16 protein-coding genes are annotated in these 22,648 nt (G+C 62.9%); 2 read left to right on the forward strand and 14 right to left on the reverse strand.

All coding sequences use genetic code 11. The features are described 5' to 3' along the window. Positions 1 to 25 precede the first annotated feature (25 nt). From BLV20_RS12180 to glnE, 14 genes are all read right to left on the reverse strand, one after another. Complete coding sequence (locus BLV20_RS12180) at positions 26 to 787, reverse strand: glycosyltransferase family protein (protein WP_092301589.1); 762 nt, start codon at positions 785 to 787, stop codon at positions 26 to 28. A 55-nt stretch (positions 788 to 842) separates the two neighbouring features. Then, a complete protein-coding gene (locus BLV20_RS12185) occupies positions 843 to 1,799 on the reverse strand; it encodes a glycosyltransferase (RefSeq protein WP_092301592.1) in 957 nt (318 codons plus the stop codon). Positions 1,800 to 1,883: 84 nt separating this feature from the next. Continuing rightward, positions 1,884 to 3,290 carry a PIG-L deacetylase family protein gene (locus BLV20_RS12190; protein WP_092301595.1) on the reverse strand — a complete coding sequence of 469 codons (1,407 nt, stop codon included), beginning with the start codon at positions 3,288 to 3,290 and terminating at the stop codon, positions 1,884 to 1,886. Further along, positions 3,287 to 4,183: an antimicrobial resistance protein Mig-14 gene (locus tag BLV20_RS12195; protein ID WP_092301598.1), complete on the reverse strand. Its 897-nt coding sequence runs from the start codon at positions 4,181 to 4,183 to the stop codon at positions 3,287 to 3,289. The genes BLV20_RS12190 and BLV20_RS12195 overlap by 4 nt, the downstream gene beginning before the upstream one ends. Continuing rightward, positions 4,183 to 5,313 carry a glycosyltransferase gene (locus BLV20_RS12200; protein WP_092301601.1) on the reverse strand — a complete coding sequence of 377 codons (1,131 nt, stop codon included), beginning with the start codon at positions 5,311 to 5,313 and terminating at the stop codon, positions 4,183 to 4,185. Before BLV20_RS12200 ends, BLV20_RS12195 begins: the two co-directional genes overlap by 1 nt. Next, positions 5,297 to 7,054 (reverse strand): carbamoyltransferase family protein, encoded by a 1,758-nt coding sequence (locus BLV20_RS12205; protein ID WP_092301604.1) that lies wholly within the window; start codon positions 7,052 to 7,054, stop codon positions 5,297 to 5,299. Before BLV20_RS12205 ends, BLV20_RS12200 begins: the two co-directional genes overlap by 17 nt. Positions 7,055 to 7,333: 279 nt before the next feature. Further along, on the reverse strand, positions 7,334 to 8,788 hold the full coding sequence (locus BLV20_RS12210; protein ID WP_092301607.1) for a lipopolysaccharide kinase InaA family protein: 1,455 nt from the start codon (positions 8,786 to 8,788) through the stop codon (positions 7,334 to 7,336). Further along, entirely contained in the window at positions 8,788 to 9,540 is a 753-nt protein-coding gene (locus BLV20_RS12215) for a lipopolysaccharide kinase InaA family protein (RefSeq protein ID WP_092301610.1), read from the reverse strand. Before BLV20_RS12215 ends, BLV20_RS12210 begins: the two co-directional genes overlap by 1 nt. Further along, positions 9,537 to 10,271, reverse strand: a complete 735-nt coding sequence (locus tag BLV20_RS12220; RefSeq protein WP_092301613.1) for a lipopolysaccharide kinase InaA family protein — start codon at positions 10,269 to 10,271, stop codon at positions 9,537 to 9,539. Before BLV20_RS12220 ends, BLV20_RS12215 begins: the two co-directional genes overlap by 4 nt. Next, positions 10,271 to 11,077, reverse strand: a complete 807-nt coding sequence (rfaP, locus tag BLV20_RS12225) for a lipopolysaccharide core heptose(I) kinase RfaP (protein WP_092301616.1) — start codon at positions 11,075 to 11,077, stop codon at positions 10,271 to 10,273. The genes BLV20_RS12220 and rfaP overlap by 1 nt, the downstream gene beginning before the upstream one ends. Next, positions 11,077 to 12,198: a glycosyltransferase family 4 protein gene (locus tag BLV20_RS12230; RefSeq protein ID WP_092301619.1), complete on the reverse strand. Its 1,122-nt coding sequence runs from the start codon at positions 12,196 to 12,198 to the stop codon at positions 11,077 to 11,079. The genes rfaP and BLV20_RS12230 overlap by 1 nt, the downstream gene beginning before the upstream one ends. Then, positions 12,198 to 13,259 carry a lipopolysaccharide heptosyltransferase I gene (gene waaC, locus BLV20_RS12235; protein WP_092301622.1) on the reverse strand — a complete coding sequence of 354 codons (1,062 nt, stop codon included), beginning with the start codon at positions 13,257 to 13,259 and terminating at the stop codon, positions 12,198 to 12,200. Before waaC ends, BLV20_RS12230 begins: the two co-directional genes overlap by 1 nt. Next, positions 13,260 to 14,294, reverse strand: a complete 1,035-nt coding sequence (waaF, locus tag BLV20_RS12240; protein ID WP_092301625.1) for a lipopolysaccharide heptosyltransferase II — start codon at positions 14,292 to 14,294, stop codon at positions 13,260 to 13,262. Between the two features lie 139 nt (positions 14,295 to 14,433). Next, positions 14,434 to 17,373 carry a bifunctional [glutamate--ammonia ligase]-adenylyl-L-tyrosine phosphorylase/[glutamate--ammonia-ligase] adenylyltransferase gene (glnE, locus tag BLV20_RS12245; protein WP_092301628.1) on the reverse strand — a complete coding sequence of 980 codons (2,940 nt, stop codon included), beginning with the start codon at positions 17,371 to 17,373 and terminating at the stop codon, positions 14,434 to 14,436. A 381-nt stretch (positions 17,374 to 17,754) separates the two neighbouring features. Between glnE and aceE the strand changes: the two genes are divergently transcribed. Both aceE and aceF read left to right on the forward strand, forming a co-directional pair. Further along, positions 17,755 to 20,400: a pyruvate dehydrogenase (acetyl-transferring), homodimeric type gene (gene aceE / locus BLV20_RS12250; protein ID WP_092301631.1), complete on the forward strand. Its 2,646-nt coding sequence runs from the start codon at positions 17,755 to 17,757 to the stop codon at positions 20,398 to 20,400. 11 nt (positions 20,401 to 20,411) lie between these two features. Then, the gene (gene aceF, locus BLV20_RS12255) at positions 20,412 to 22,370 is read left to right on the forward strand and encodes a dihydrolipoyllysine-residue acetyltransferase (RefSeq protein ID WP_092301634.1); all 1,959 of its coding nucleotides are present in this window, start codon (positions 20,412 to 20,414) and stop codon (positions 22,368 to 22,370) included. Positions 22,371 to 22,648: the final 278 nt, after the last annotated feature.

Below are 22,648 nucleotides of genomic sequence, written 5' to 3' on the forward strand. Positions count from 1 at the left end.
TTTGGCAACCCTGATACCGACGCAACTAATTGATAAACCAGCCAATACCGACTCCAAGCAAGAGAACCAGAACGAGCTTTACCTGCTCGCGACGACTGCGTCTGGCCTTGCGTTCACGCTCGGCCGCCGTCTCCACATGCAAACCGAAACCGGTGTGCAGCACCGCATCACCTTCCAGGCTGACAGCCGTCAGGTTCAGCTCAGCATAGCGCTTGGACAATGCTTTCTCTCCGCCGTGCCCGGCAAAAGGCGCGCACAGACGATATTCAGTAATACGACGCAAGCCAGGGTTGAGCGAGAAGCTCTGCCATTCAGGCTTGTCGGAAATCAGTGGGTAGCATGGCACCCCACCGATTACCTCACGCGGGCCCAGATGGATGTACGGGCTATGCACGCGCAAGTCGTGCGCATAGCTGCGTAACCAGACCTGCAGGATGTCCGGGCGCTGCTCGAGAATCGCCTTCGAGTCCTCGACAAAACCCGGACGGTAGAATTCCCAGTCGTCTTCACAATGAAAGATATAAGGAGTCTTGACCTGCTCGTAGGCGAGGTCGATCGACGCCAGCTGCCCGAGCTTCGGTCGGTTGACGAAGAAGGTACAGTGATCCTTCCAATGGGCGGGCACAGCGCTGCGCACTCGCTCGTCGCCAGCATCTTCGGTGATGAAGACTTCACGGATCGGGGCAGTGTTGAAGCGGTCGAAACTCTCCAGCGTCAGCTTGAGCAGATCCAGACGGCCGCAACTGGTGACCACCAGGGTGATGTCACTCTCTTGGCTAAACTGCACTTGATTCTCACCTACAGCAAAAATGCGATCACTATTGATGGGTTAGTGATAGCTGTCAAACACCCAGTTTCGAGCGCATACGCTCGATAAAGCTCAAGGGTGCACGCGGCCGCAATGCGGGTTGAAGCTCATTGACAATACGCTCACCGATACGGGCGAAGCTGAACTGGGAAACCGCCAGATCGCGCCCGTTTCGCGCAATGTTCTGCGCCAATGCCGGATCGGCACGCAGCATGACAAGCTTTTCCTGCAATTGCGGAATGTTCTGATAAAAGACTACGTTGTGCATATCCTGCAAACCCAGTGCGCGATTTTCCGCCTCACCCTGGTCGAATGCCAGCAACACGCAGCCGCAGGCCATGGCCTCGAAATTCTTGATCATGTATTCGCCCATGCCGACATCGGCACTGACGAAAAAGCGGATACGGTTGAGCGTGTCGCAATACTCTTCGCCCGACTTGGTCCGCGTCACCACCAGGGGTTCGACCTGGCCGAGCTCGTCCAGCAGTGCTTTGCGGCCGCTATAGGCCACGCTGTTGGTGCTGCCGACGAATGCCAGCTCGATATCCCGCTCACGGCCCTGGTCCTGCAGCAGGGTCTGGTCATAGCCCTTGGGCACGAATACCGCGTCGAAACCTTCCTGGCGCAGGCGCTCGCTGACCATGAACCCCGAGCTGATTACCCGCGCCCAAGGCAGACGCCGGTAATGCGCGCTGAATTTGCCGGTGTACTTGCAGGGGATGTAGTTCTGGTAGGCGTCGTGCTCGAGGATCACCAGGTTGGGAATAGTGCGAATAAAGCTCGCCTGACGGATTTCCTGCTTGAACCGCAGGAAGAACACGATGCGATCGTACCGCGAGACATCCACCTCACGGCGGAAATAGCCACGCAGGTTACGCTGCTCATCGCTGCTCAACCACCGCAGGTCGCATTCGCAATGAGCGGCAACGCCTTCGTACAGGCGGTCCAGAATGGCCCGCTGTTCTTTCTGCACCAGAAATAGAACCTTCATCATCTTCCTTGCAGCCGTGAGCAACCCGACAAAAGAGCGAAACTACCCTGGCCGACCGGCAAAAGGGTGTCGTGCAATATCAATTTACAAACGCCAGAACAGCTCATGCCGGCGCACCGCCTTGCGGAAAAACTCGTTCTCGCCATAAGGCGAACCGGCGCGGCCAGCCAGCATCCGCTGCAAGCCACGACGCAGGCGGCGCTTGAACGGCGCTCGCGGCTGCAGGTCATGCATCATGCCCAAAGCCATCGCCTTGTCACGTTGCTGCTCGATCGACAGCGGCAAGCTGCAAGGCCTGAGCACCTGGGCCGGATCGAACACCGGCGGCAGGGCGATGCCCGCCCCCGAATCGCCCATCGGCCAACGGTCGTTGTCATGCAGGTGGTTGGCGTAACCGAGCAACGTGGTCGGCTGCCATTCCAGCCCCTGCAGCGCTTCCAGTACCGCCTGCTGAGCGCAAATGTGGTCCGGGTGCGGATCGAGTGTCGGGTGCGGTAGCACGATCACTTCGGGACGAGCCTTGAGCAGCACCGCCCGCAGGTCGGCCAGGAGATTGTTCCAGGTCGGCGCGCCATCGGCATCCGCCGGCAACGGGAACGGATTGAACTGGCGGAACAGGCGGATATCCGACAGCTCGGCCTCGCGGGACGCCGCAGGCCGGTTCGGCGCCGCCTGCATGGCCGGCAGTTGCAGGCAGAAATACCCCAGCTGCACACAACGTTCCTCGGCGACCCCGGCCCAACGCGGCACCGCGATGCTGTCCCAGGCCCGCAGACGCCCCTTGATCCGTGCCGCATCGGCATCGTTCATGCCCATCCGCCGGTAATGCTCGGCCTCGATCTCGCCCGCGGTCAGTGTGACGATCCAGGCTTCGTCAGCCTGGCTGTACAGGCCGAAAGCGGCCAGCTCGGCATCGTCGGCGTGGGGGGCGATGACCATCACCCGCTGGTGGCGATAGTCCGGCTCACGGAACACCGACAACAACGGCTCGCCGTGCACCCGGCAGAAACGTCCGCGCAGTTGCAGCTCGCCACTCGCCAGTGGCCGTGCCAGCCCGCTGAGATTGAGATAGCGCAAGCCGTTCACGCCGCGCTCGAAGGTCTGTCGATCCTGCCCCGCCAAAGAGACGGAAGGATCGAAAAAGCGCCCCAGCCAACTGCTGCTGACCTTTACCGCAAGGATCAGGGTTTCATCCCCCGCCAGGTCGATCGCCTGATCCAGCACCAGGCGCTCCTTGTCCAGATGGACCTTGGGCTGCTCGGTGCCGAACGGGAAGCTGTACTGATAATCGTCGCGTGGCGAATAAAACAAATGATCGGCAAACCAGGCCTCATGGGCCACCCACGCCAGCACCGCGAGCAGCAGCGGCAGCCACCAGGCCACCAGCACACCGATAGCCACCAGCACCAGCAGGCCGATCAGCAGGCCAAGGCGCTTCTGCCGGCGATGGCGCTTGAGCAACTGTTGCTTGCGGCTCGGTGGCTGACTCATACGGTGAACACCGGAACGGGGTTGCACCAGCGATCCTTGTATTCGCGATCGGCGCGACCGAAGGAGAAACGCAGCGGTTTGTCGATGGCCCGCGCTTGCTCCCAGGCGCTTTGCGTATTGAGGAAACTCAACACGCTGCCTGGGCTGAACTCGCGGGTTTGCGGATCGACGCCGCCATTGATGTATTCGACGCTGATCCACTCCGGCGCTTCGACCCGGTACACCAGCTGAATGGCGATCGGCGCATCGTTGAGGAAAATCACCGAACCAATCAGCAGCTCACGCAGCAGCTCGATAACCTCGGCCATGCGCTCGGCACCGGTGGCCGGGAACCCCCAGCGGCGCTGGAACAGATCGCAGTAAATGGCTGCCAGCTCCTGGCTGGAGAACTCGCTGACCGGGCGCACCACGCCACCCGCCTCTTCCAGCAGGCGCAGTTCGCGGCGTTGGTTGTAGCGAAATTTCTTCGACAGTTCTTCCGGCGTGCGGGCCATGGCCAACTGCTCGGCCTGGGGCTTGAGGGTGCTGAACCGCCCCTGGTTCAAGACCGACAGGTAACGGCCGCGATGGCGCAGCGGTGCCTCGGTGTCTGGCGCGGCCGGCAGGATCAACTCGGCGTTGCCCAGGTCGAACAAGCCTTTCTTACCGCTGCGCTTGAGTACGTCCTTGGACAATGCCAGGTCGCGCCCCCAGGTCGGAATCGCCGCCCGCAGTTCGCCGGCCTGTTCCCAGGCCAGGTAGCGGACCGGGATGCCCGCCAGGTTCGCCAGGCGCTCCACCACCAGCGGATGGGTGGCGACGCTGCCACCAAAACGCTGCCAGGCGGCGGCATAAGTCGAGGCGTCGACGACCGACCAGCCACGCTCGCGCCAGCCTTGGAATCGATTGAGCATCAGTGCCTCGCGGTCAGGTCGGTAACTTGCGGCAAACGCCAGAAGGCGTCGCGTACAGCGCGGTCGGAGAAACGCTCGCGCAGGCGCTCGAACATCAGTTCGGCGCACAACAGGCGCTGGTTTTCGTCCATCCCGGCCAGGTGTTGCAGGCCCTGGGCCATATGCTCGGCGTCGCCCAGCGGAAACAGGATGCCGACGCCTTCGACCACTTCCTTGGCCCCGCCACACGCCGTTGCCAGCAGGGGCACGCCGGCGGCCATGGCCTCCAGCAGCACCATGCCGAATGGCTCATGGTCGGAGCTCAAGGCGAAAGCGTCGAAAGCGCCGAAGAAACGCCGGGCTTCAGCCACCTGGCCAAGGAACAGCACGCGGTCGGCAATGCCCAACTCGCGGGAAAGATCCTTGAGGTTCTGCTCCAGGCGCCCGCTACCGAGAATCGCCAGCTGGCTTTCCCGAGGCAGCCCCGGCAATGCCAAGGCAAAGCCGCGCAGCAGGGTCGCCTGATCCTTGTCCGGGTGCAGGCGCCCGACATTGCCGACGATCCAGGCAGAAGGCGACAGCCCCAACTCCTGGCGCGCTTGGGCCTTTGGCAGCTGGGCAGCCTGCAAGGCTTCGACGTCGATCCGGTTGTACAGCGTCTGGATCCGCTCCGCCGGCCACTGCGGCAGGCAACTGCGCATGTCGTCGCGCACCGCATCGGACACGCCGAGCAGGCTCAGGCGCTTGCGGAACAGGTTGGCGAACAGGCGACGGCTGCCGCGCTGGTAATCGCCAAAAGCGTGATGTACGCCGATCACCGGCAACGCGGTGCCCAGCAATGCGATGTAGATCGGCTTGAAACGGTGGGCGATGCAGAAGCTGAAGTTGCGTGACGCGGTGATCTTGCGCAGGTCGCGGATCGCCCCCAGCTTCAGGCCACGAATGGCCTTGGAGCTGTATTCCATGAACAGCACTTCGTCGCTGGCACAGGCGTCGGCCACCTCGGCATCGGCAACCCCGGTGAGGAACACCGTGGTCACGCGATAGCCGCTGCCCGCGAACAGGCTGGCGTATTGCCGGGCACAGTCCAGGAACGGCCCGTCATAGCCGTGGCAGAACTGCAGGACGCGGCGCTCAGCCGAGCGTGTCATAAGGATCCACGCCGTCTTTGACCACCAGAATGTCTTCCATGATCAGGTACTGCAGATCGGAGCCGAAGAACATGTTCAGGGCGTCGGTCGGCGAGCAGATCATCGGTTCGCCACGACGATTGAGCGAAGTGTTCAACGACACGCCATTGCCGGTCAGTGCTTCCAGGGCCTTCATCATGTCGTAGTAGCGCGGGTTGTATTCGCGCTTGAGCACCTGGGCCCGGGAAGTGCCGTCTTCGTGGACCACTTCCGGCACGCGAGTCTTCCACTCTTCCGCCACTTCGAAAGTGAAGGTCATGAACGGCGCCGGGTGATCGACCTTGATCATCTGCGGGCCGACGGTGTCGAGCATCGACGGGCAGAAAGGCCTCCAACGCTCGCGGAACTTGATCTGCTCGTTGATGCGGTCGGCCACGCCGGTAGCGCTCGGGCAACCGATGATCGAACGACCGCCCAGGGCGCGCGGACCGAACTCCATGCGGCCCTGGAACCAGGCCACCGGGTTGCCGTCGACCATGATCTTGGCGATACGCTCGGGGGTGTTGTCGATCTGGCGCCAGGCCGGCTTGTTCGGGTGACGGGCGCAGGCGGCAATCACGTCTTCGTTGCTGTAGGACGGGCCGAGATAGACGTGTTCCATCTTCTCCACCGGCACGCCGCGCGCATGGGAAACATAGGCCGCCGCGCCGACCGCGGTACCGGCATCGCCGGACGCCGGCTGCACGAACAGCTCCTTGACTTCCGGACGGGCGATGATCTTCTGGTTCAGCTTGACGTTCAGCGCACAGCCGCCGGCGAAGGCCAGCTTGCCGGTTTCCTTGAGGATGTCGCCCAGGTAGTGGTCGATCATCTGCAGCGCCAGCTTCTCGAACAGCGCCTGCATACTGGCCGCGTAATGAATGTACGGCTCGTCGGCGATATCGCCTTCGCGCTTCGGCCCCAGCCACTCGATCAGCTTCGGCGAGAAGTAGAAGCCCTTGCCCTTCTCTTTATAACGGCGCAGGCCGATGACGTTGGCGTAGTCGGTGTTGATCACCAGTTCGCCGTTTTCAAAGCTGGCCAGGCGCGAGAAATCGTATTTGCTGGCATCGCCGTACGGCGCCATGCCCATGACCTTGAATTCGCCGTCGAGCATTTCGAAGCCGAGGAACTCGGTGATCGCGCCGTACAGGCCGCCCAGGGAGTCCGGATCGAAGAATTCCTTGATCTTGTGGATCTTGCCGTTTTCGCCGTAGCCGAAGAAGGTCGTGGCGTACTCGCCCTTGCCGTCGATCCCCAGGATCGCGGTTTTCTCCTTGAAGCCGGAGCAGTGGTAGGCGCTGGAAGCGTGGGCCAGGTGGTGCTCGACCGGCTCGATCTTGATTTTCTTCGGATCGAAGCCCAGTTGCTCCAGGCACCAGACGATCTTGTTGCGATAGCGCTTGTAGCGACGGTTGCCCATCAGGATCGCATCGAGGGCGCGGTCCGGGGCGTACCAGTAGCGCTTGGCGTAGTGCCAGCGGGCCTTGCCGAACAGGCTGATCGGCGCGAACGGAATCGCCACCACATCAACGTCGGAAGGCTTGATGCCGGCCTGTTCCAGACAGAACTTCGCCGATTCGTAGGGCATGCGGTTCTTTGCATGTTTATCGCGTACGAAGCGCTCTTCTTCCGCAGCCGCCACCAGCTTGCCGTCGATATACAGCGCTGCGGAAGGATCATGGCTAAGGGCGCCGGACAGGCCAAGAATCGTCAATGCCACAGGGGTCTAGCCTCTTAAGTCTGCATGCAGGCGACATGCGCCTGGAATTAATGTGCTCCCGCCAGAGGGGCAAGAAACAGCTAAAGGGCGGGATTATAACGTAAACCTGCCGCGGGATGATCCTTGACGTTTCAGCACCGGCCACTGGCGCCCAATATGACTTGCAAGGGATCTGTAGCCGCTGCCGCAGGCTGCGATAAGGCTCGAAGAGCCTTTCTGCGATCTCAAGAGCACGACCGCTTCGCGCTCGATCGCAGCCTGCGGCAGCGGCTACAGACGTCAGCCGGCGAAAGGTTCGGCGGTTTTAGGCAAGCGCTGATCGATGACCTGGTACAGCGCGCTGGCCTGCGGCCAGTTACGCATGAAGCGCGCACGGTCGCGGGCGTAAGCCGGGGCAAAGCTGCCAAGACTATGGTGCTGGCACATGGAATCCAGGTCGATCAGGGCCCAGCGGTCCTGTTGCCAGAACAGGTTATGCCCCTTGAAGTCGCCATGGCTGATGCGCTCGCGAATCAACTCGGCGAACAATCGGTCCAGCGCTTGCAACTCCGCCTCTGGCGCCGCGCCACTATCGATATAAGGCGCGAAGCGCTCGATGATGTCCGGCCCCGCCAGGTATTCGGTCACCAGATAAGCCCGGCTGCGCAGCCAGAGGAAACGCTTCTCCAGCAACGCCAGCGGCTTGGGCGTGGCGATACCGAGGAACGCCAGGCGATTGCCCTCTTGCCACGAATGCCAGGCCCGGCTGGGCCGCCAGAAGCGCTTGAACCAATGGGCAACGCCCTTGATGTTGTAGCGCTTGACCACCAGGGTGCGGCCCGCCACCTCGACCCGGCCGACGCTGGCGGCGCCACCGGTCTTGTACAGATGCCCCTGCTCGAGCAGCGCGTCGGCCTGCCCCAGCACCGGCAGCATCGCGGCCTCTTCCTCGCGGCGAATCGCCCGCAAGGCGAAAGGCCCGCGCTCTACGCTGAACAGGCTGCACTCGCGACCGACCTTGTTGAGAAAGTCCTTCAAGCGCCAACTGCGCACCTTGTCCACTTGCTTCTGCAAGGCTTCCAGCGGCAAGGCATGCTCGGCGTTGTTCAGCAGGTAATGCACCAGCAGCTCTTCGGTGAAGGGCTCCAGGCTCTTGGGCAACTGGGCGAAAAACACCCCGAGGTTTTCCAGGACCTTCTGCCGGGACAGGGGCTTGCCCGCCTGTTCCACGCAGATTCCGGCGCCGTCGATCAGGTACAGCTTGCCCTGATGGCGCAGCAAATTGTCCAGATGCAGGTCTTCCTGCCACAGGCCCTTGCTGTGCAATTCGGCGATGGCAGCCAGGGCCTCGGCGAGCACCGCCTGCTGCTCGTCGGCCAATGCGGGCAACGACTCCACCTGTTTCCAGGCATCGCCCAGGCTCTCGGAACCTTCCAGGAATTCGAACAGCAGCCAGCCGCCCTCGCCTTCCTTCAAGCCGTCAGCCAGCAACAACGGCGTGGTCAGGCCCTGCTTTTCAAGCAGGCGCACACCCTGCAGTTCACGCTGGAAATGCCGCGCCGCCTTGGCACCGACCAGCAATTTGGCCAGTACCGGACGCCCACGCCAGACACCGGCACCCACGTAGCGCTGCCCCGGCAGTACCCGCAGCAGGCTGAGCAATTGCAGGGTGGCCGGCCCGGCGGCATCGGCCAGCTCCAGGCTCAACGGCAGGCCTGGCGCGCGGCCGGCCTGCTTGAGTTCGGACAGGCGCATCAGCGAGTCTCCTTATGGCTGCGACGGGCGCTCAAACGGTCCAGCCAGGCATCGACCAGCGAGCTGTCCTGGGGTTGATCCAGATAAGTCGCGAGCAGCGCGCGCACTTCACCGCGTCCCCAGGCGGGAGCGCGACGCAACAGCGGCTCCAGGTCCTTGACCCGGTCACGCTGACCGAACAACAACGGACGGGTCTTTTCCAGGTCGATCAATTGCGCCTGGTAACCGTCGCCGGTAGCCCGCAAAAAAATATGCTTGGGATAAAAGCAGCCGTGCACCTGGCGCACCGCGTGCAGCTGGCGTGCCAGCAGGCCACAGGCCCGCAGGATCGCCGCATGTTGATCCTGGCTGAGCTGTGCCCATTGCTGCAGCAGCGAGTCCAGGTCGTTCCAGCCATCCAGCGCCCGGGTCAACAGGATCGCCCGGGTTTCGCCAGCCACCTTGCGCTCGCCAAAAAAGGCCGCCTGCAACGCTGGAATGCCCAACCGCTGATAACGGCTGATATTGCGAAACTCGCGGGCGAAGCTCGGCTCGCCGAACGGCCGGTGCAGGGTCCGCGTCAGGTAATTGCTCTGGCGCTTGAGGTAATAGCCGTGGCCTTCCAGGTCGAGGCGATACACGCTGCTCCAGCCACCGCCATCGGTATTGGGCTCGTCCACCGCTTCCAGTTGCTTGGCCCACAACGCGTCGAAGCTGTCGAGGCCGTGGCGCTCCAGCAGCGCACGGTCCTGAGCCGCCAGGAAATCGGTCATTCGCGTCCCTCGAAAAATCTCAGCACATGCCGGATGCGACGCTTGTCGGCGGCATTGAGCCGGGTGCGCTGGCGGTACTGCAAGTAGAAGCGCAGGCGCTGGGTGGCGGACAAATGATATTTGGCCACCTTGTCCAGGCACGCCAGGTCCTTGGTGATGCGGTACTTGAGCCAGAAACCGCGCCAGAAATCGCCATTCGGGCAATCGATCAGGTACAGCCGGGTCTCATCGTCGATCAGCAGGTTGCGCCACTTCAGGTCGTTATGGGTGAAGCGGTGGTCATGCATGATCCGGGTATAGCGCGCCAACTGCTGGCTGACCTGGTCCACCCAGGCACTATCGGCCAGCAGCGGATCGTTGCGTTCGGCCAGGGCCGACAGGTCTTCGGTGCGCGGCAATTCGCGGGTGATCATCGCCCCACGGTTGTAAGCCAGGCCACGGCGCTCCAGGCCCCAGGCCACCACTTGCGCGGTAGGAATGCCCCACTTGGCGAAACGCTTGAGGTTCTGCCACTCGGACTTGACCCGAGGCTTGCCCAGATAACGCCGCAGGTTCTTGCCGGCGCCGGTGTAGCGCTTGACGTAATAGTTGATGCCGTTGCGTTCGACACGGATGACCTCCGACAGCGGATCGCGGGTCAGGTGCTCGCCCTCAAGGGCAAATACCGCATCCAGGCTGCCGAAGTCCTGCGCCAGCTCCTGATATCCAGGTTCAAGATTCCAACCCGCCATCAGAGCGCATCTCCATACCGCTGCTTGCGTGCGTACAGCTTGTTGGCCTTGCCCTCCAGCCAGGCCAGCAGGGAGGCCTCGTCGCTGAGGATCTGGCGCAGCGGCCGCTGGAAATAGCCCTTGAGGAAGCGCAGCTTGTCGCGCCGGGTCAGGCCGATATCCAGTGCCGAGAAATACAGCGCCGCCAGGTCCTTGTCGCGCCAGCGCCGGGTGATGGCTGGGCGCGTCTGGGCGCGGTGCAGATCGATTACCGAAAGCTTGAAATCGTCCGCCGTCACCGGTTTGTCGGTGTGCAGCAGGAAGTGGCAGATGTAGCAGTCGCGATGGTTGACCCCCGCGCGATGCATCGCGCCGGTCATGCGTGCCACCTCGGCGATCAGCGCGCGCTTGAGCCTGGGCTGCGGCGGTTGCTTGGCCCAGTCGATGCTGAAATCTTCAAGGCTGATGGTCGGCGCCAGTTCTTCGGTGACGATGAACGAATGCTGGTTGGCCGGGTTGCTGCCCCGCTCGCCATAGGCCACGGCGGTCATGGTCGGCACGCCGGCTTCATGCAGGCGCTGGATGGCCTGCCACTCCTGGCCCGCGCCGAGCACGGGCAGCTTGGCGGTCAGCAGATTCTTGAAAATCTCGCCCCAACCAATACCGCGGTGAATCTTTACAAAGAACCCTTCGCCCGCCACCTCGGTACGCAAGGTACGGCGAGCTTCCAGTTCACGGTAGACCTGGCCGTCCAGACGCTCGACTTCGGCGAACGCATCGCGTCCGGCCCAGAGGGTCTTGAACGGTTCGGCAAGAATCAACTTCATCAGTGTTGCTCCGCCAGAATCACATCCGCAGCGTGCTGCGGCATGCTATAGAGGTCGGCCGTCTCGGCGAACGCCAGGCCATTACGGCTCCAGGTCGCGCGTGCAGCGTCGTCGGTCAACATGGTGTTCAGGTATTGATTGAGCTGCGCCTGCTCCAACGGCTCGTCCAGCACCAGGCCGCTGTCGGCCTCGGCGATGTAATGGGCATAGCCACAGACCGCGCTGACCAGCACCGGCAAGCCGGCCACCAGCGCCTCCAGCAGCACGGTGCCGGTGTTTTCGTTGTATGCCGGGTGGATCAACAGGTCGGCACCCAGCAGGAAACGCGGGATATCGCTGCGTCCCTTGAGGAACTGCACATGCTCGCCCAGGCCCAATGCCGCGCTCTGCAGTTGGAATACCTTGGGGTCGTCCTGGCCAATTACAAATAGCCGGGTGCGCTTCTTCAACTCCGCAGGCAATGCGGCAACGGCCTTGAGGCTGCGATCCACGCCCTTGGTCTTGAACCCGGAACCGATCTGCACCAGCAGCAGATCATCGTCTTTCAGGGCGAACTCGCGACGGAACTCGGCACGGATCTCCGCCGCGTTGGCTGGCGCGCGACGGTCCTGGGCGATGCCTGGCGGCAGCAGGTGGAAGCGCTCCACCGGCGTGCCGTAATGCTTGATGAACAGCGGCTGCTGGACTTCGGAAATCATCAGCACTTCGGTCTTGGCGTCCCGGGCGAACACCGCGCGCTCATACTCGGCGAAATGCCGGTAGCGGCCCCAGCGGCGGTACAGCGAATGACGCAGGTTCTGCGCCTTGTCTTCGAAGCAGCCGTCGGCGGCGTAGTAGACGTCCAGCCCGGGCATTTTGTTGAAGCCGATCAGGCGGTCTACCGGGCGCTTGGCCAGGTCGGCTTCCATCCAGGCGCTGAGTTTCTCGTTACGGCGATGGTTGAAGAACGCCTTGACCGGCGCCACCAGCACCTCGAAGCCCGGCGGCACATCGCCTTCCCAGATCAGCGTATAGACGCGGATCTGGTGCCCGCGCTTCTGGCATTCCAGGGCGATGCGCATGAAATCCCGCTGCAGGCCGCCGAACGGGAAGTATTTATAAAGGACAAAAGCCAATTGCATCAGCGCAGCTCCTCAGCCAGTAACAACCTGCTCAGCCGGCTGGCGACACGCTCAGGATTCAGACGCGTGAAGCACAGCGGCCACTCGCGTTTCAGGTCGAACCGCCGCTGATCTTCGGCAGTCGGTTGGTAGGTGCATTTCTTCTGCAGGCACGGCGCGCAGGGGAAGTCGCTGGCCATGTGGATCTGCGCCTTGCCATAGGCACCAGTCAGGCCTGGATTGGTCGGGCCGAACAGGGAAATGGTCGGCACATCCAGCGCCGCGGCCAGATGGCCAAGCCCGGTATCCACCGCGACACAGGCCTGGGCTTGCGCCAGCACCTTGGCGACCCCCGCCAGGTTGAGCTTCGGCAGCACCGTGGCGTTGCTCAAGCCCTTGGCAATACGCTCGGCCCGGGCCTTTTCCAACGGGTTGCCCCAAGGCAGTTTGACCTCGACGCCCAACTGGCCCATGCGCTCGGCCAATTCACGCCAATAGGCTTCCGGCCAATGTTTGGTGTCCCAGGTGGTGCCGTGCAGGAACAGCACGAACGGCTTGGGCCGCGGCAACTCCACCAGCTTCTCGACGTTCAGGCCGTAATCGCCCAGGCCCTGGGGCAAGTCATAACCCAGCGCCACGGCAAACAGCTGGCGCACCCGCTCCACGGCATGCTGGCCGCGGGCGACGGCCAGGCGCCGCGAGTAGAAATGCGCCGCCAGGGGCTCACGCGCCGACTGCTTGTCCAGGCCAGCCACCGGCGCCTTGACGTAGCGCGTCAGCCAGGCGCTTTTCAGCAGGCCCTGGGCGTCGATCACCAGATCGTACCGAGTGGCGCGCACGCTCTGCTTGAAGCGTCGCCACTCGCCACTCTTGATGGTCTGCCAGATGTTCTTGCGCCAGCGGCGAATCGCCACCGGAATCACTTTGTCCACGGCCGGATGCCAGGTCGGGATTTCCGCGAAACCCTCTTCCACCACCCAGTCGAACTTGATCCCCGGGATCGCCCGCGCCGCATCGGTCAGCGCCGGCAGCGCGTGGATCACGTCGCCCAGGGAGGAGGTCTTGATCAACAGTACCCGCACTTACCGGACCTCGACCGCGGTGCCCTGCAACCGCTGCAAAGCCTGCTCCACCGAGTCGGGCAGCAACTGGCGCAGGCAGTTGTAATGGCCAAAGCGGCAGGTGCGGTCGAAGCATGGGCTGCATTCGATGCCCAGGCGCACGACTTCGACCTGGTCGGCCAGCGGCGGGGTGAAACCCGGCGATGTCGAGCCGTACACCGCCACCAGCGGGCGATTCAGCGCCGCCGCCACGTGCATCAGCCCGGAGTCGTTGGACACCACGGAATCGGCGCAGGACAGCAGGTCGATGGCCTCGGCCAGGGAGGTGCCGCCGCAGAGGTTGACCGACTCTTCGCGCAGCCCCGGAATCAGCCGGGCGCGAATGTCTTCGCCGACCACGTGATCGTTCTTCGAACCGAACAGCCAGACCTGCCAACCCTCGCGGATCTTCAGCTCCGCGACCTTGGCGTAGTGCTCGGACGGCCAGCGCTTGGCCTCGCCGAATTCGGCTCCCGGACACAGCGCCAGCACCGGGCGGTCCAGGGTCAGGCCAAACTTGGCCAGCGCCGCGTCGCGGCTGGCCGGGTCGATCTGCAGGTCTGGGCGCGGATACGGCTTGGGCAGCTCGGCACCCGGTTCGTAGGCCAGCGCCATGAAGCGCTCGATCATCAGCGGATAGCGCTCTTTGTCGAGCGTGCGCACATCGTTGAGCAGGCCGTAGCGGAACTCGCCACGCCAGCCGGTGCGCTTGGCAATACCGGCAAAAAACGGCACCAGCGCGGACTTCAGCGAATTGGGCAGCAGGATGGCCTGGTCGTACTGGCCAGCCAGGGACTTGCCGATGCGTCGGCGGGTCGCCAGTTCCAGCACGCCGTGGCCGAGCGGGAAGCTCAAGGCCTGCCGCACTTGCGGCATGCGCTCCAGGATCGGCCGGCTCCACTCGGGGGCCAGCACGTCGATCTCGCATTGAGGATGGCGCTGTTTCAGGCACTGGAAGAGTGTCTGCGCCATCACCATGTCACCGACCCAACTGGGCCCAACGATCAGAATATTCATGTGGTTTCCAAAAACGAACCGGGGAGGCTTACGCCTCCCCGCCTCGAGAATCCAGCCCTGCGGCATTCACCGCCGGCTCATTGTGGACGAGCCGCACAGGGCTCGCCGGATACATTTGTGGCAACACGACGCACGCTGCCTAGCTTAGCCCCAGCTCGCGCCAAATCCGCAATACCTCCCGTCGTTCGCTGGCGAACTGGTCGCCGGCGACGATCCCGGCCTCGTTCTGCAAGGCCTGGCGATGAGCCGCGGAGCGGTAGGCCTTGTAGACCTCGCGCAACAGGCTGGCGTCGCTCGCGGGCATCAGCCCGGCTTCCTCCAGACCTTCCAGAATGCGGATATTGTCGGTGTAGCGCAGCAATGACGGGTGCTCTTGCGACCACGCCAGGGCCGCGTATTGCACCATAAATTCGATGTCGACGATACCTCCGGCGTCCTGCTTGAGGTCGAACGGCGCCGTGGCCTCGAAGGCATTTGCCGCGGTTCCGGCAGCCGTTGCCTTGGTCCCCAGGTTGTCGCGCATCTTGGCCCGCATCTCGCTGACCTCCTGCTGCAACTTGGGCAAGTCACGGGCACGACCCAGCACCGCCGCCCGCACTTTCTCGAAAGCCCGGCCGACATCCTGGCTGCCCACCAGCACCCGCGCGCGCACCAGCGCCTGGTGTTCCCAGGTCCAGGCCTCGTTCTCCTGATAACGGGCGAAGGCCCCCAGCGAACTCACCAGCAACCCCGACGCGCCGGACGGCCGCAGACGCATGTCCACTTCATACAGCTGGCCCGAGTTGGTCTGGGTGGTCAGCAAGTGAATGATCCGCTGGCCCAGGCGAGTGAAGAACTGCGCGCCGTCGATCGGTTTCGGCCCATCGGTTTCCGCCTGCGGATCGCCGTCATGGATAAACACCAGGTCCAGGTCGGAACCATGCCCGAGTTCCAGGCCGCCGACTTTCCCGTAACCGACAATAATGAAGCCCGGATCGCACAAGGTGCCATCGGTGCGCTGCGGAACCCCGTATTTGGCCACCGTCTGGCGCCAGGCCAGGGCTAGCACCTGTTCGAGGATCGCCTCGGCCAGCCAGGTCAGGTAATCGCTGACTTTCATCAACGGCAGGCTGCCGGCGATTTCCGAGGCTGCCACCCGCAGGCGGTGGGCCAGTTTGAAGTGGCGCAGCGCCTCCATCTGCTGCTCCAGGTCGTCCTCAGGGATGCGCGTCAGGCGCTCGCGCAACTCGGCGGCCAGTTCCGGCGCCAGTGGCGGCTTGAACAGCCGGCCTTCGTTGAGCAACTCATCGAGCAGCAGCGGAAAGCGAGTGATCTGCTCGGCGATCCACGGGCTGGCGGCGCACAAGGTCAGCAGGCGGCGCAAGGCCCCGGGGTTTTCGGTGAGCAACACCAGGTAGGCGGAGCGCCGCGCCACCGCTTCGACCAACGGCAACACGCGCTCCAGCACCAGGTCCGGATCGGCGTGCTCCACCGCCTGGGCCAACAGGCGCGGAATAAAGGCATCGAGGCGCTCGCGCCCCAAACGCTGCATGGCCCGCAATTGCGGGCTGCCACGCAGGCCGGCCAGCGCCCTGAGCGCCTTGGGCGCGTCATTGAAGCCGCCTTCCTGCAATTGCCGGCAGGCAGCCTCTTCGTCCTGGGCTTCTTCCCACAATGGCAGCCATTCGCCGCCGACCACCACTTCGCACTCGCGGCCTTCGTCTTCGTCCGGGTCGGCGATCACCTGGCGGAAGTGCCATTCCACTCGACCGCGCCAATACATCAGCCGCTCATGGAATGCCGCCCAGTCGGCAAAACCCAGCATGAAGGCGATCCGCGCCTGGTCCTGTGGATTGTCCGGCAGCATCTGCGTCTGCCGGTCGGCGATCGCCTGGATCGCATGTTCGGTGTAACGCAGGAACTCATAACCTTCGCGCAGCTCGGCGACCACCGCCGGCGGCAAGTAACCCTGCCCTTCCAGCGTGGTCAGCACCTTTAATAGAGGACGCTGCTGCAGGCTCAGGTCGCGCCCGCCGTGGATCAGCTGAAACGCCTGGGCGATGAACTCGACTTCGCGAATCCCGCCGGAGCCCAGCTTGATGTTGTCGGCCATGCCCTTGCGCCGCACTTCCTGCTGGATCAACTGCTTCATGGTGCGCAGTGCTTCGATCGCCGAGAAGTCCAGGTAACGCCGGTAGACAAACGGCCGCAGCAAGTCGAGCAGCTGCGCGCCGGCGACCTGGTCGCCCGCCACCACCCGCGCCTTGATCATCGCGTAACGCTCCCAGTCACGGCCCTGATCCTGGTAGTACTGCTCCAGTGCATTGAAACTCAGTACCAGGGCGCCCGCCGAACCGTAGGGCCGCAGGCGCATGTCGACACGGAACACAAAGCCGTCGACGGTCATCGGGTCCAGCGCCTTGATCAGGCGCTGCCCCAGGCGGATGAAAAACTCCTGGTTATCCAGCGCGCGCTTGACGCCCACCGTCTCCCCGCCTTCGGGGTAGGCGAAGATCAGGTCGATGTCGGACGACAGGTTCAGCTCGACGGCGCCCAGCTTGCCCATGCCGAGAATGACCATCTGCTGCGGCTCGCCACTGCGCCGGCCGGTGGGGACACCGAACTGCTCGCAGTGGCGCTGGTACAACCATTGATAAGCCTGGTCGATGCAGGCATCAGCCATGTCCGACAAGTCGCGACAGGTCTGCACCAGGTCCGCCTGGCGCGTCAGGTCGCGCCAGATGATGCGCACCTGATGACGATTGCGTTGACGGCGCAGCACCCGCCCCAGTTCGTCTTCGCTGGCGGCCTGCTGGACGGCCGAGGCGATCTGCGCGCACAGCTCGCCCGGACCGAAGCCGCGGTCGAGCTCACCGCCGCGCACCAGCTCCAGCAACATCAAAGGGTCACGAAGGCTCTGTTCAATGAAGAAGTCGCTGGCCGCGCTCACCCGGGCGAATTCGGCCCAGCGCTCGGGGGGCCAGGTGGCGAGCCCGTGATCATCCTCCAGGGCCGCCACCGCGCTACGGAACGACTGCTCCGAACGGCTGACAAAAGGCTGGAGAATCGCTGGAAGTTCGGCAAGCGCGGGCAGGCTCATGGGCTATCCTTGATCGGCGTAGAAAAGGGCGGTCGGGGCAAATTCTGCGGGCGAGGCCCTTGAAGGACTGTCGAACAAAAGTTAGAAATAGCTGAAATTTTTATTATTTTGGCAGCCAGCATCAAATTCTTACCTATTGGTGTTGGATATCGACCAACAGTAACGATTATTCTCACAACGCAGCAGGAGGCCACAAGCCAATCTTCTGTAGTTTTACTACTCGTCTATACATTCGAAAGGCTGAAATGGCCGACGATTTGTAGTAAAACTACACGCCGCCGAATCAACCTCCGGCAATCCAAGAATTTTATCGTCTGCCCACAAGGCCAGTCGCAAACTCAGGCAACCGATTCTGGAAGCCTTTCCGCCCTGGAGCAAGCCATGCAAGACCTCGATCCCGTCGAAACCCAGGAATGGCTGGACGCCCTGGAATCGGTTCTCGACAAAGAAGGCGAAGACCGTGCTCACTATCTGATGACCCGTATGGGCGAACTCGCGACCCGCAGCGGCTCGCAACTGCCCTACGCCATCACCACGCCTTACCGCAACACGATCCCCGTCACCCACGAAGCACGCATGCCTGGCGACCTGTTCATGGAACGCCGCATTCGCTCGCTGGTGCGCTGGAACGCGATGGCCATGGTAATGCGTACGAACCTGAAAGATTCTGACCTGGGCGGTCACATCTCCAGCTTCGCCTCCAGTGCGACCCTGTATGACATCGGCTTCAACTACTTCTTCCAGGCCCCGACCGACGAACACGGCGGCGACCTGATCTACTTCCAGGGCCACACCTCCCCAGGCGTTTACGCCCGTGCGTTCATGGAAGGCCGCATCACCGAAGACCAGATGAACAACTTCCGCCAGGAAGTCGACGGCCAGGGCCTGTCGTCCTACCCGCACCCTTGGCTGATGCCTGACTTCTGGCAGTTCCCGACCGTATCCATGGGTCTGGGCCCGATCCAGGCGATCTACCAGGCTCGCTTCATGAAGTACCTGGAACACCGCGGCTTCATCCAGCCGGGCAAACAGAAAGTCTGGTGCTTCCTGGGCGACGGCGAGTGCGACGAGCCGGAATCCCTGGGCGCCATCTCCCTGGCCGGCCGCGAGAAGCTGGACAACCTGATCTTCGTCATCAACTGCAACCTGCAGCGCCTCGACGGCCCGGTTCGCGGCAACGGCAAGATCATCCAGGAACTCGAAGGCGTGTTCCGCGGCGCCCAGTGGAACGTGACCAAAGTCATCTGGGGCCGTTTCTGGGACCCACTGCTGGCCAAGGACACCGACGGTATCCTGCAGCGCCGCATGGACGAAGTCATCGACGGCGAGTACCAGAACTACAAAGCCAAAGACGGCGCGTTCGTTCGCGAGCACTTCTTCAACACGCCTGAACTCAAGGCGATGGTTGCCGATCTGTCCGACGACGAGATCTGGAAACTCAACCGTGGCGGCCACGACCCGTACAAGGTCTATGCGGCATACCACGAAGCGGTCAACCACAAGGAACAACCGACCGTCATCCTGGCCAAGACCATCAAGGGTTATGGCACCGGTGCCGGCGAAGCGAAAAACACCGCGCACAACACCAAGAAAGTCGATGTCGACAGCCTGAAGCTGTTCCGCGATCGCTTCGACATTCCGGTCAAGGACGAAGAGCTGGAGAACCTGCCGTTCTTCAAGCCGGAGCCAAACAGCGCCGAAGCCCGCTACCTGAGCGAGCGTCGTGCCGCACTGGGCGGTTTCGTACCGCAGCGCCGCGCGCAGAGCTTCAGCGTACCGACTCCGGACCTGGATACCCTCAAGGCAATCCTGGACGGCTCGGGCGACCGTGAAATCTCCACCACCATGGCCTTCGTGCGGATCCTCGCGCAGCTGGTCAAGGACAAGGAAATCGGCCCGCGCATCGTTCCGATCATCCCGGACGAAGCCCGTACCTTCGGTATGGAAGGCATGTTCCGCCAGCTGGGCATCTACTCTTCCGTCGGCCAGCTCTACGAGCCAGTCGATAAAGACCAGGTGATGTTCTACAAGGAAGACCAGAAAGGTCAGATCCTCGAAGAAGGCATCAACGAAGCTGGCGCCATGAGCTCCTTCATCGCGGCCGGTACTTCGTACTCCAGCCACAACCAGCCGATGCTGCCGTTCTACATCTTCTACTCGATGTTCGGCTTCCAGCGCATTGGCGACCTGGCCTGGGCCGCTGGCGACAGCCGCACCCGTGGCTTCCTGATCGGCGGCACCGCCGGCCGCACCACCCTGAACGGTGAAGGCCTGCAGCACGAAGACGGCCACAGCCACTTGCTGGCTGCCACCATCCCGAACTGCCGCACCTATGATCCGACCTACGGCTACGAGCTGGCGGTGATCATTCAGGACGGCATGAAGAAGATGACCGAAGAGCAACAGGACATCTTCTATTACATCACCGTGATGAACGAGTCCTACCAGCAGCCAGCCATGCCGGCCGGTGCCGAAGAAGGCATCAAGAAAGGCATGTACCTGCTGGAAGAAGACACCCGCGAAGCGGCGCACCACGTCCAGCTGATGGGCTCCGGCACCATCCTGCGCGAAGTGCGTGAAGCGGCGAAGATCCTGCGTGAAGAGTTCAACATCGGCGCCGACGTATGGAGCGTTACCAGCTTCAACGAACTGCGCCGCGATGGCCTGGCAGTCGAGCGCAGCAACCGCCTGCACCCGGGCCAGAAGCCAAAACTGAGCTATGTCGAAGAATGCCTGAACGGCCGCAAAGGTCCGGTCATCGCATCTACCGACTACATGAAGCTGTTCGCCGAACAGATTCGTCAGTGGGTCCCGTCCAAGGAATTCAAAGTCCTGGGCACCGACGGTTTCGGCCGCAGTGACAGCCGCAAGAAGCTGCGTCACTTCTTCGAAGTCGACCGTCATTTCGTGGTGTTGGCAGCCCTGGAAGCCTTGGCTGACCGTGGTGATATCGAACCTAAGGTCGTGGCCGAAGCCATCGCCAAGTTCGGCATCAACCCGGAAAAACGCAACCCACTGGACTGCTGAGGAGATTTTTTGTGAGCGAACTCATTCGCGTACCTGACATCGGCAGCGGTGAAGGTGAAGTAATCGAACTGTTTGTGAAGGTCGGCGATCGTATCGAAGCCGACCAGAGCATCCTGACGCTGGAATCGGACAAGGCCAGCATGGAAGTGCCGGCACCGAAGGCCGGCGTGATCAAGAGCCTGAAAGTGAAGCTGGGCGACCGCCTGAAAGAAGGCGACGAGTTGCTGGAACTGGAAGTCGAGGGTGCCGCTGCCGCGGCGCCAGCGGCCGCCGCTCCGACTGCCAAGGCAGCTGAAAAACCAGCCGCCGCACCGGCTCCGGTTGCTGCGCCTGCCGCAGCGCCTGCCACTGCCTCGGTCCAGCAGGTCCACGTGCCGGATATCGGCTCGTCGGGCAAGGCCCAGATCATCGAGATCCAGGTCAAGGTCGGCGACACGGTCGAAGCCGACCAATCGCTGATCACCCTGGAGTCCGACAAGGCCAGCATGGAAATCCCATCGCCAGCCGCTGGCGTGGTCAAGGCCATCAGCGTCAAGCTCAACGACGAAGTCGGAACCGGCGACCTGATTCTGGACTTGGAAGTGGCGGGTGCTGCGGCACCGGCTGCTGCCGCGCCAGCCCAGGCCGCTGCACCTGCCGCCGCTGCTCCGGCGCCAGCCGCTGCCGCTCCGGCCGCACCGGTAGCCGACAGCGTCCAGGACATTCACGTTCCGGACATCGGCTCGGCCGGCAAGGCCAAGATCATCGAAGTCCTGGTCAAGGCTGGCGACAGCGTCGAGGCCGACCAATCGCTGATCACCCTCGAGTCCGACAAGGCCAGCATGGAAATCCCATCGCCAGCCGCCGGCATCGTGGAAAGCGTGGCGATCAAGCTGGACGACGAAGTCGGCACCGGCGACCTGATCCTCAAGCTGAAGGTCAAAGGCGCGGCACCTGCTGCCGCCCCGGCTCCAGCTGCCGCGGCTGCGCCAAGCGCTCCGGCACCTGCCGCTGCTGCTCCGGCTGCCGCTGCACCTGCTGCCGCACCGGCCGCCGCACCTGCCAAGCCTGGCGCCAAAGTTCATGCAGGTCCTGCAGTGCGCCAACTGGCCCGTGAGTTCGGCGTTGAGCTGAGCGCTGTTGGCGCCAGCGGCCCGCACGGCCGCATCCTCAAAGAGGACGTGCAGGTTTACGTCAAGGCCATGATGCAGAAGGCCAAGGAAGCTCCGGCAGCTGCCGGCGCAACCGGTGGCGCGGGCATTCCGCCGATTCCAGTGGTGGACTTCAGCCGCTTCGGCGAGATCGAAGAAGTACCGATGACCCGCCTGATGCAGGCTGGCGCATCGAACCTGCACCGCAGCTGGCTGAACGTGCCTCACGTCACCCAGTTTGACTCGGCCGACATCACCGAGCTGGAAGCCTTCCGGATCGCCCAGAAAGCCGTCGCAGAGAAGGCCGGCGTCAAGCTGACCATCCTGCCGCTGCTGCTGAAATCCTGTGCGCACCTGCTCAAGGAACTGCCGGACTTCAACAGTTCGCTGGCGCCTAGCGGCAAAGCGATCATCCGCAAGAAGTACGTGAACATCGGCTTCGCGGTCGACACTCCGGATGGCCTGCTGGTACCGGTGATCAAGAACGTCGATCAGAAGAGCTTGCTGCAACTGGCTGCCGAAGCCGCTTCCCTGGCCGAGAAAGCCCGGACCAAGAAGCTCTCGGCGGACGACATGCAGGGCGCCTGCTTCACTATTTCCAGCCTCGGTCACATTGGCGGCACCGGCTTCACGCCGATCGTCAACGCACCGGAAGTGGCGATCCTCGGCGTTTCCAAGGCAACCATCCAGCCAGTCTGGGACGGCAAAGCCTTCCAGCCGAAACTGATGCTGCCGCTGTCGCTGTCCTACGATCACCGCGTAATCAACGGCGCCGCTGCTGCACGCTTCACCAAGCGTCTGAGCGATCTGCTGGCGGATATCCGCACCATCCTGCTGTAAGGCCCCGGCCGGCTCCCTTGCTGGGGGCCGGCCGTTGCACCCTTTTCGAGCGCCACGCTCGTACCTCAACCCCGCCGATCTGGCGGGGCTTTTTTTGCCGGAAAATCGCTGCAACCAGCAGCCAAAGCCCGGTAAATCGCCCGCAAATATAGTTTTCAGAAATCTCGCTTTCTGCCGATAAATTCTTATAGCACTTAGCCTTCATCTCACTTGTCAGTCAGTGCGGCATGATGCAACCTTGCCGCAGGCAACAGTAAAGAGGGCGTGAGCCCGGCGCG

Origin of the sequence: Pseudomonas sp. NFIX28, assembly GCF_900107395.1 — a bacterium.
Classification (GTDB): Bacteria; Pseudomonadota; Gammaproteobacteria; order Pseudomonadales; family Pseudomonadaceae; genus Aquipseudomonas.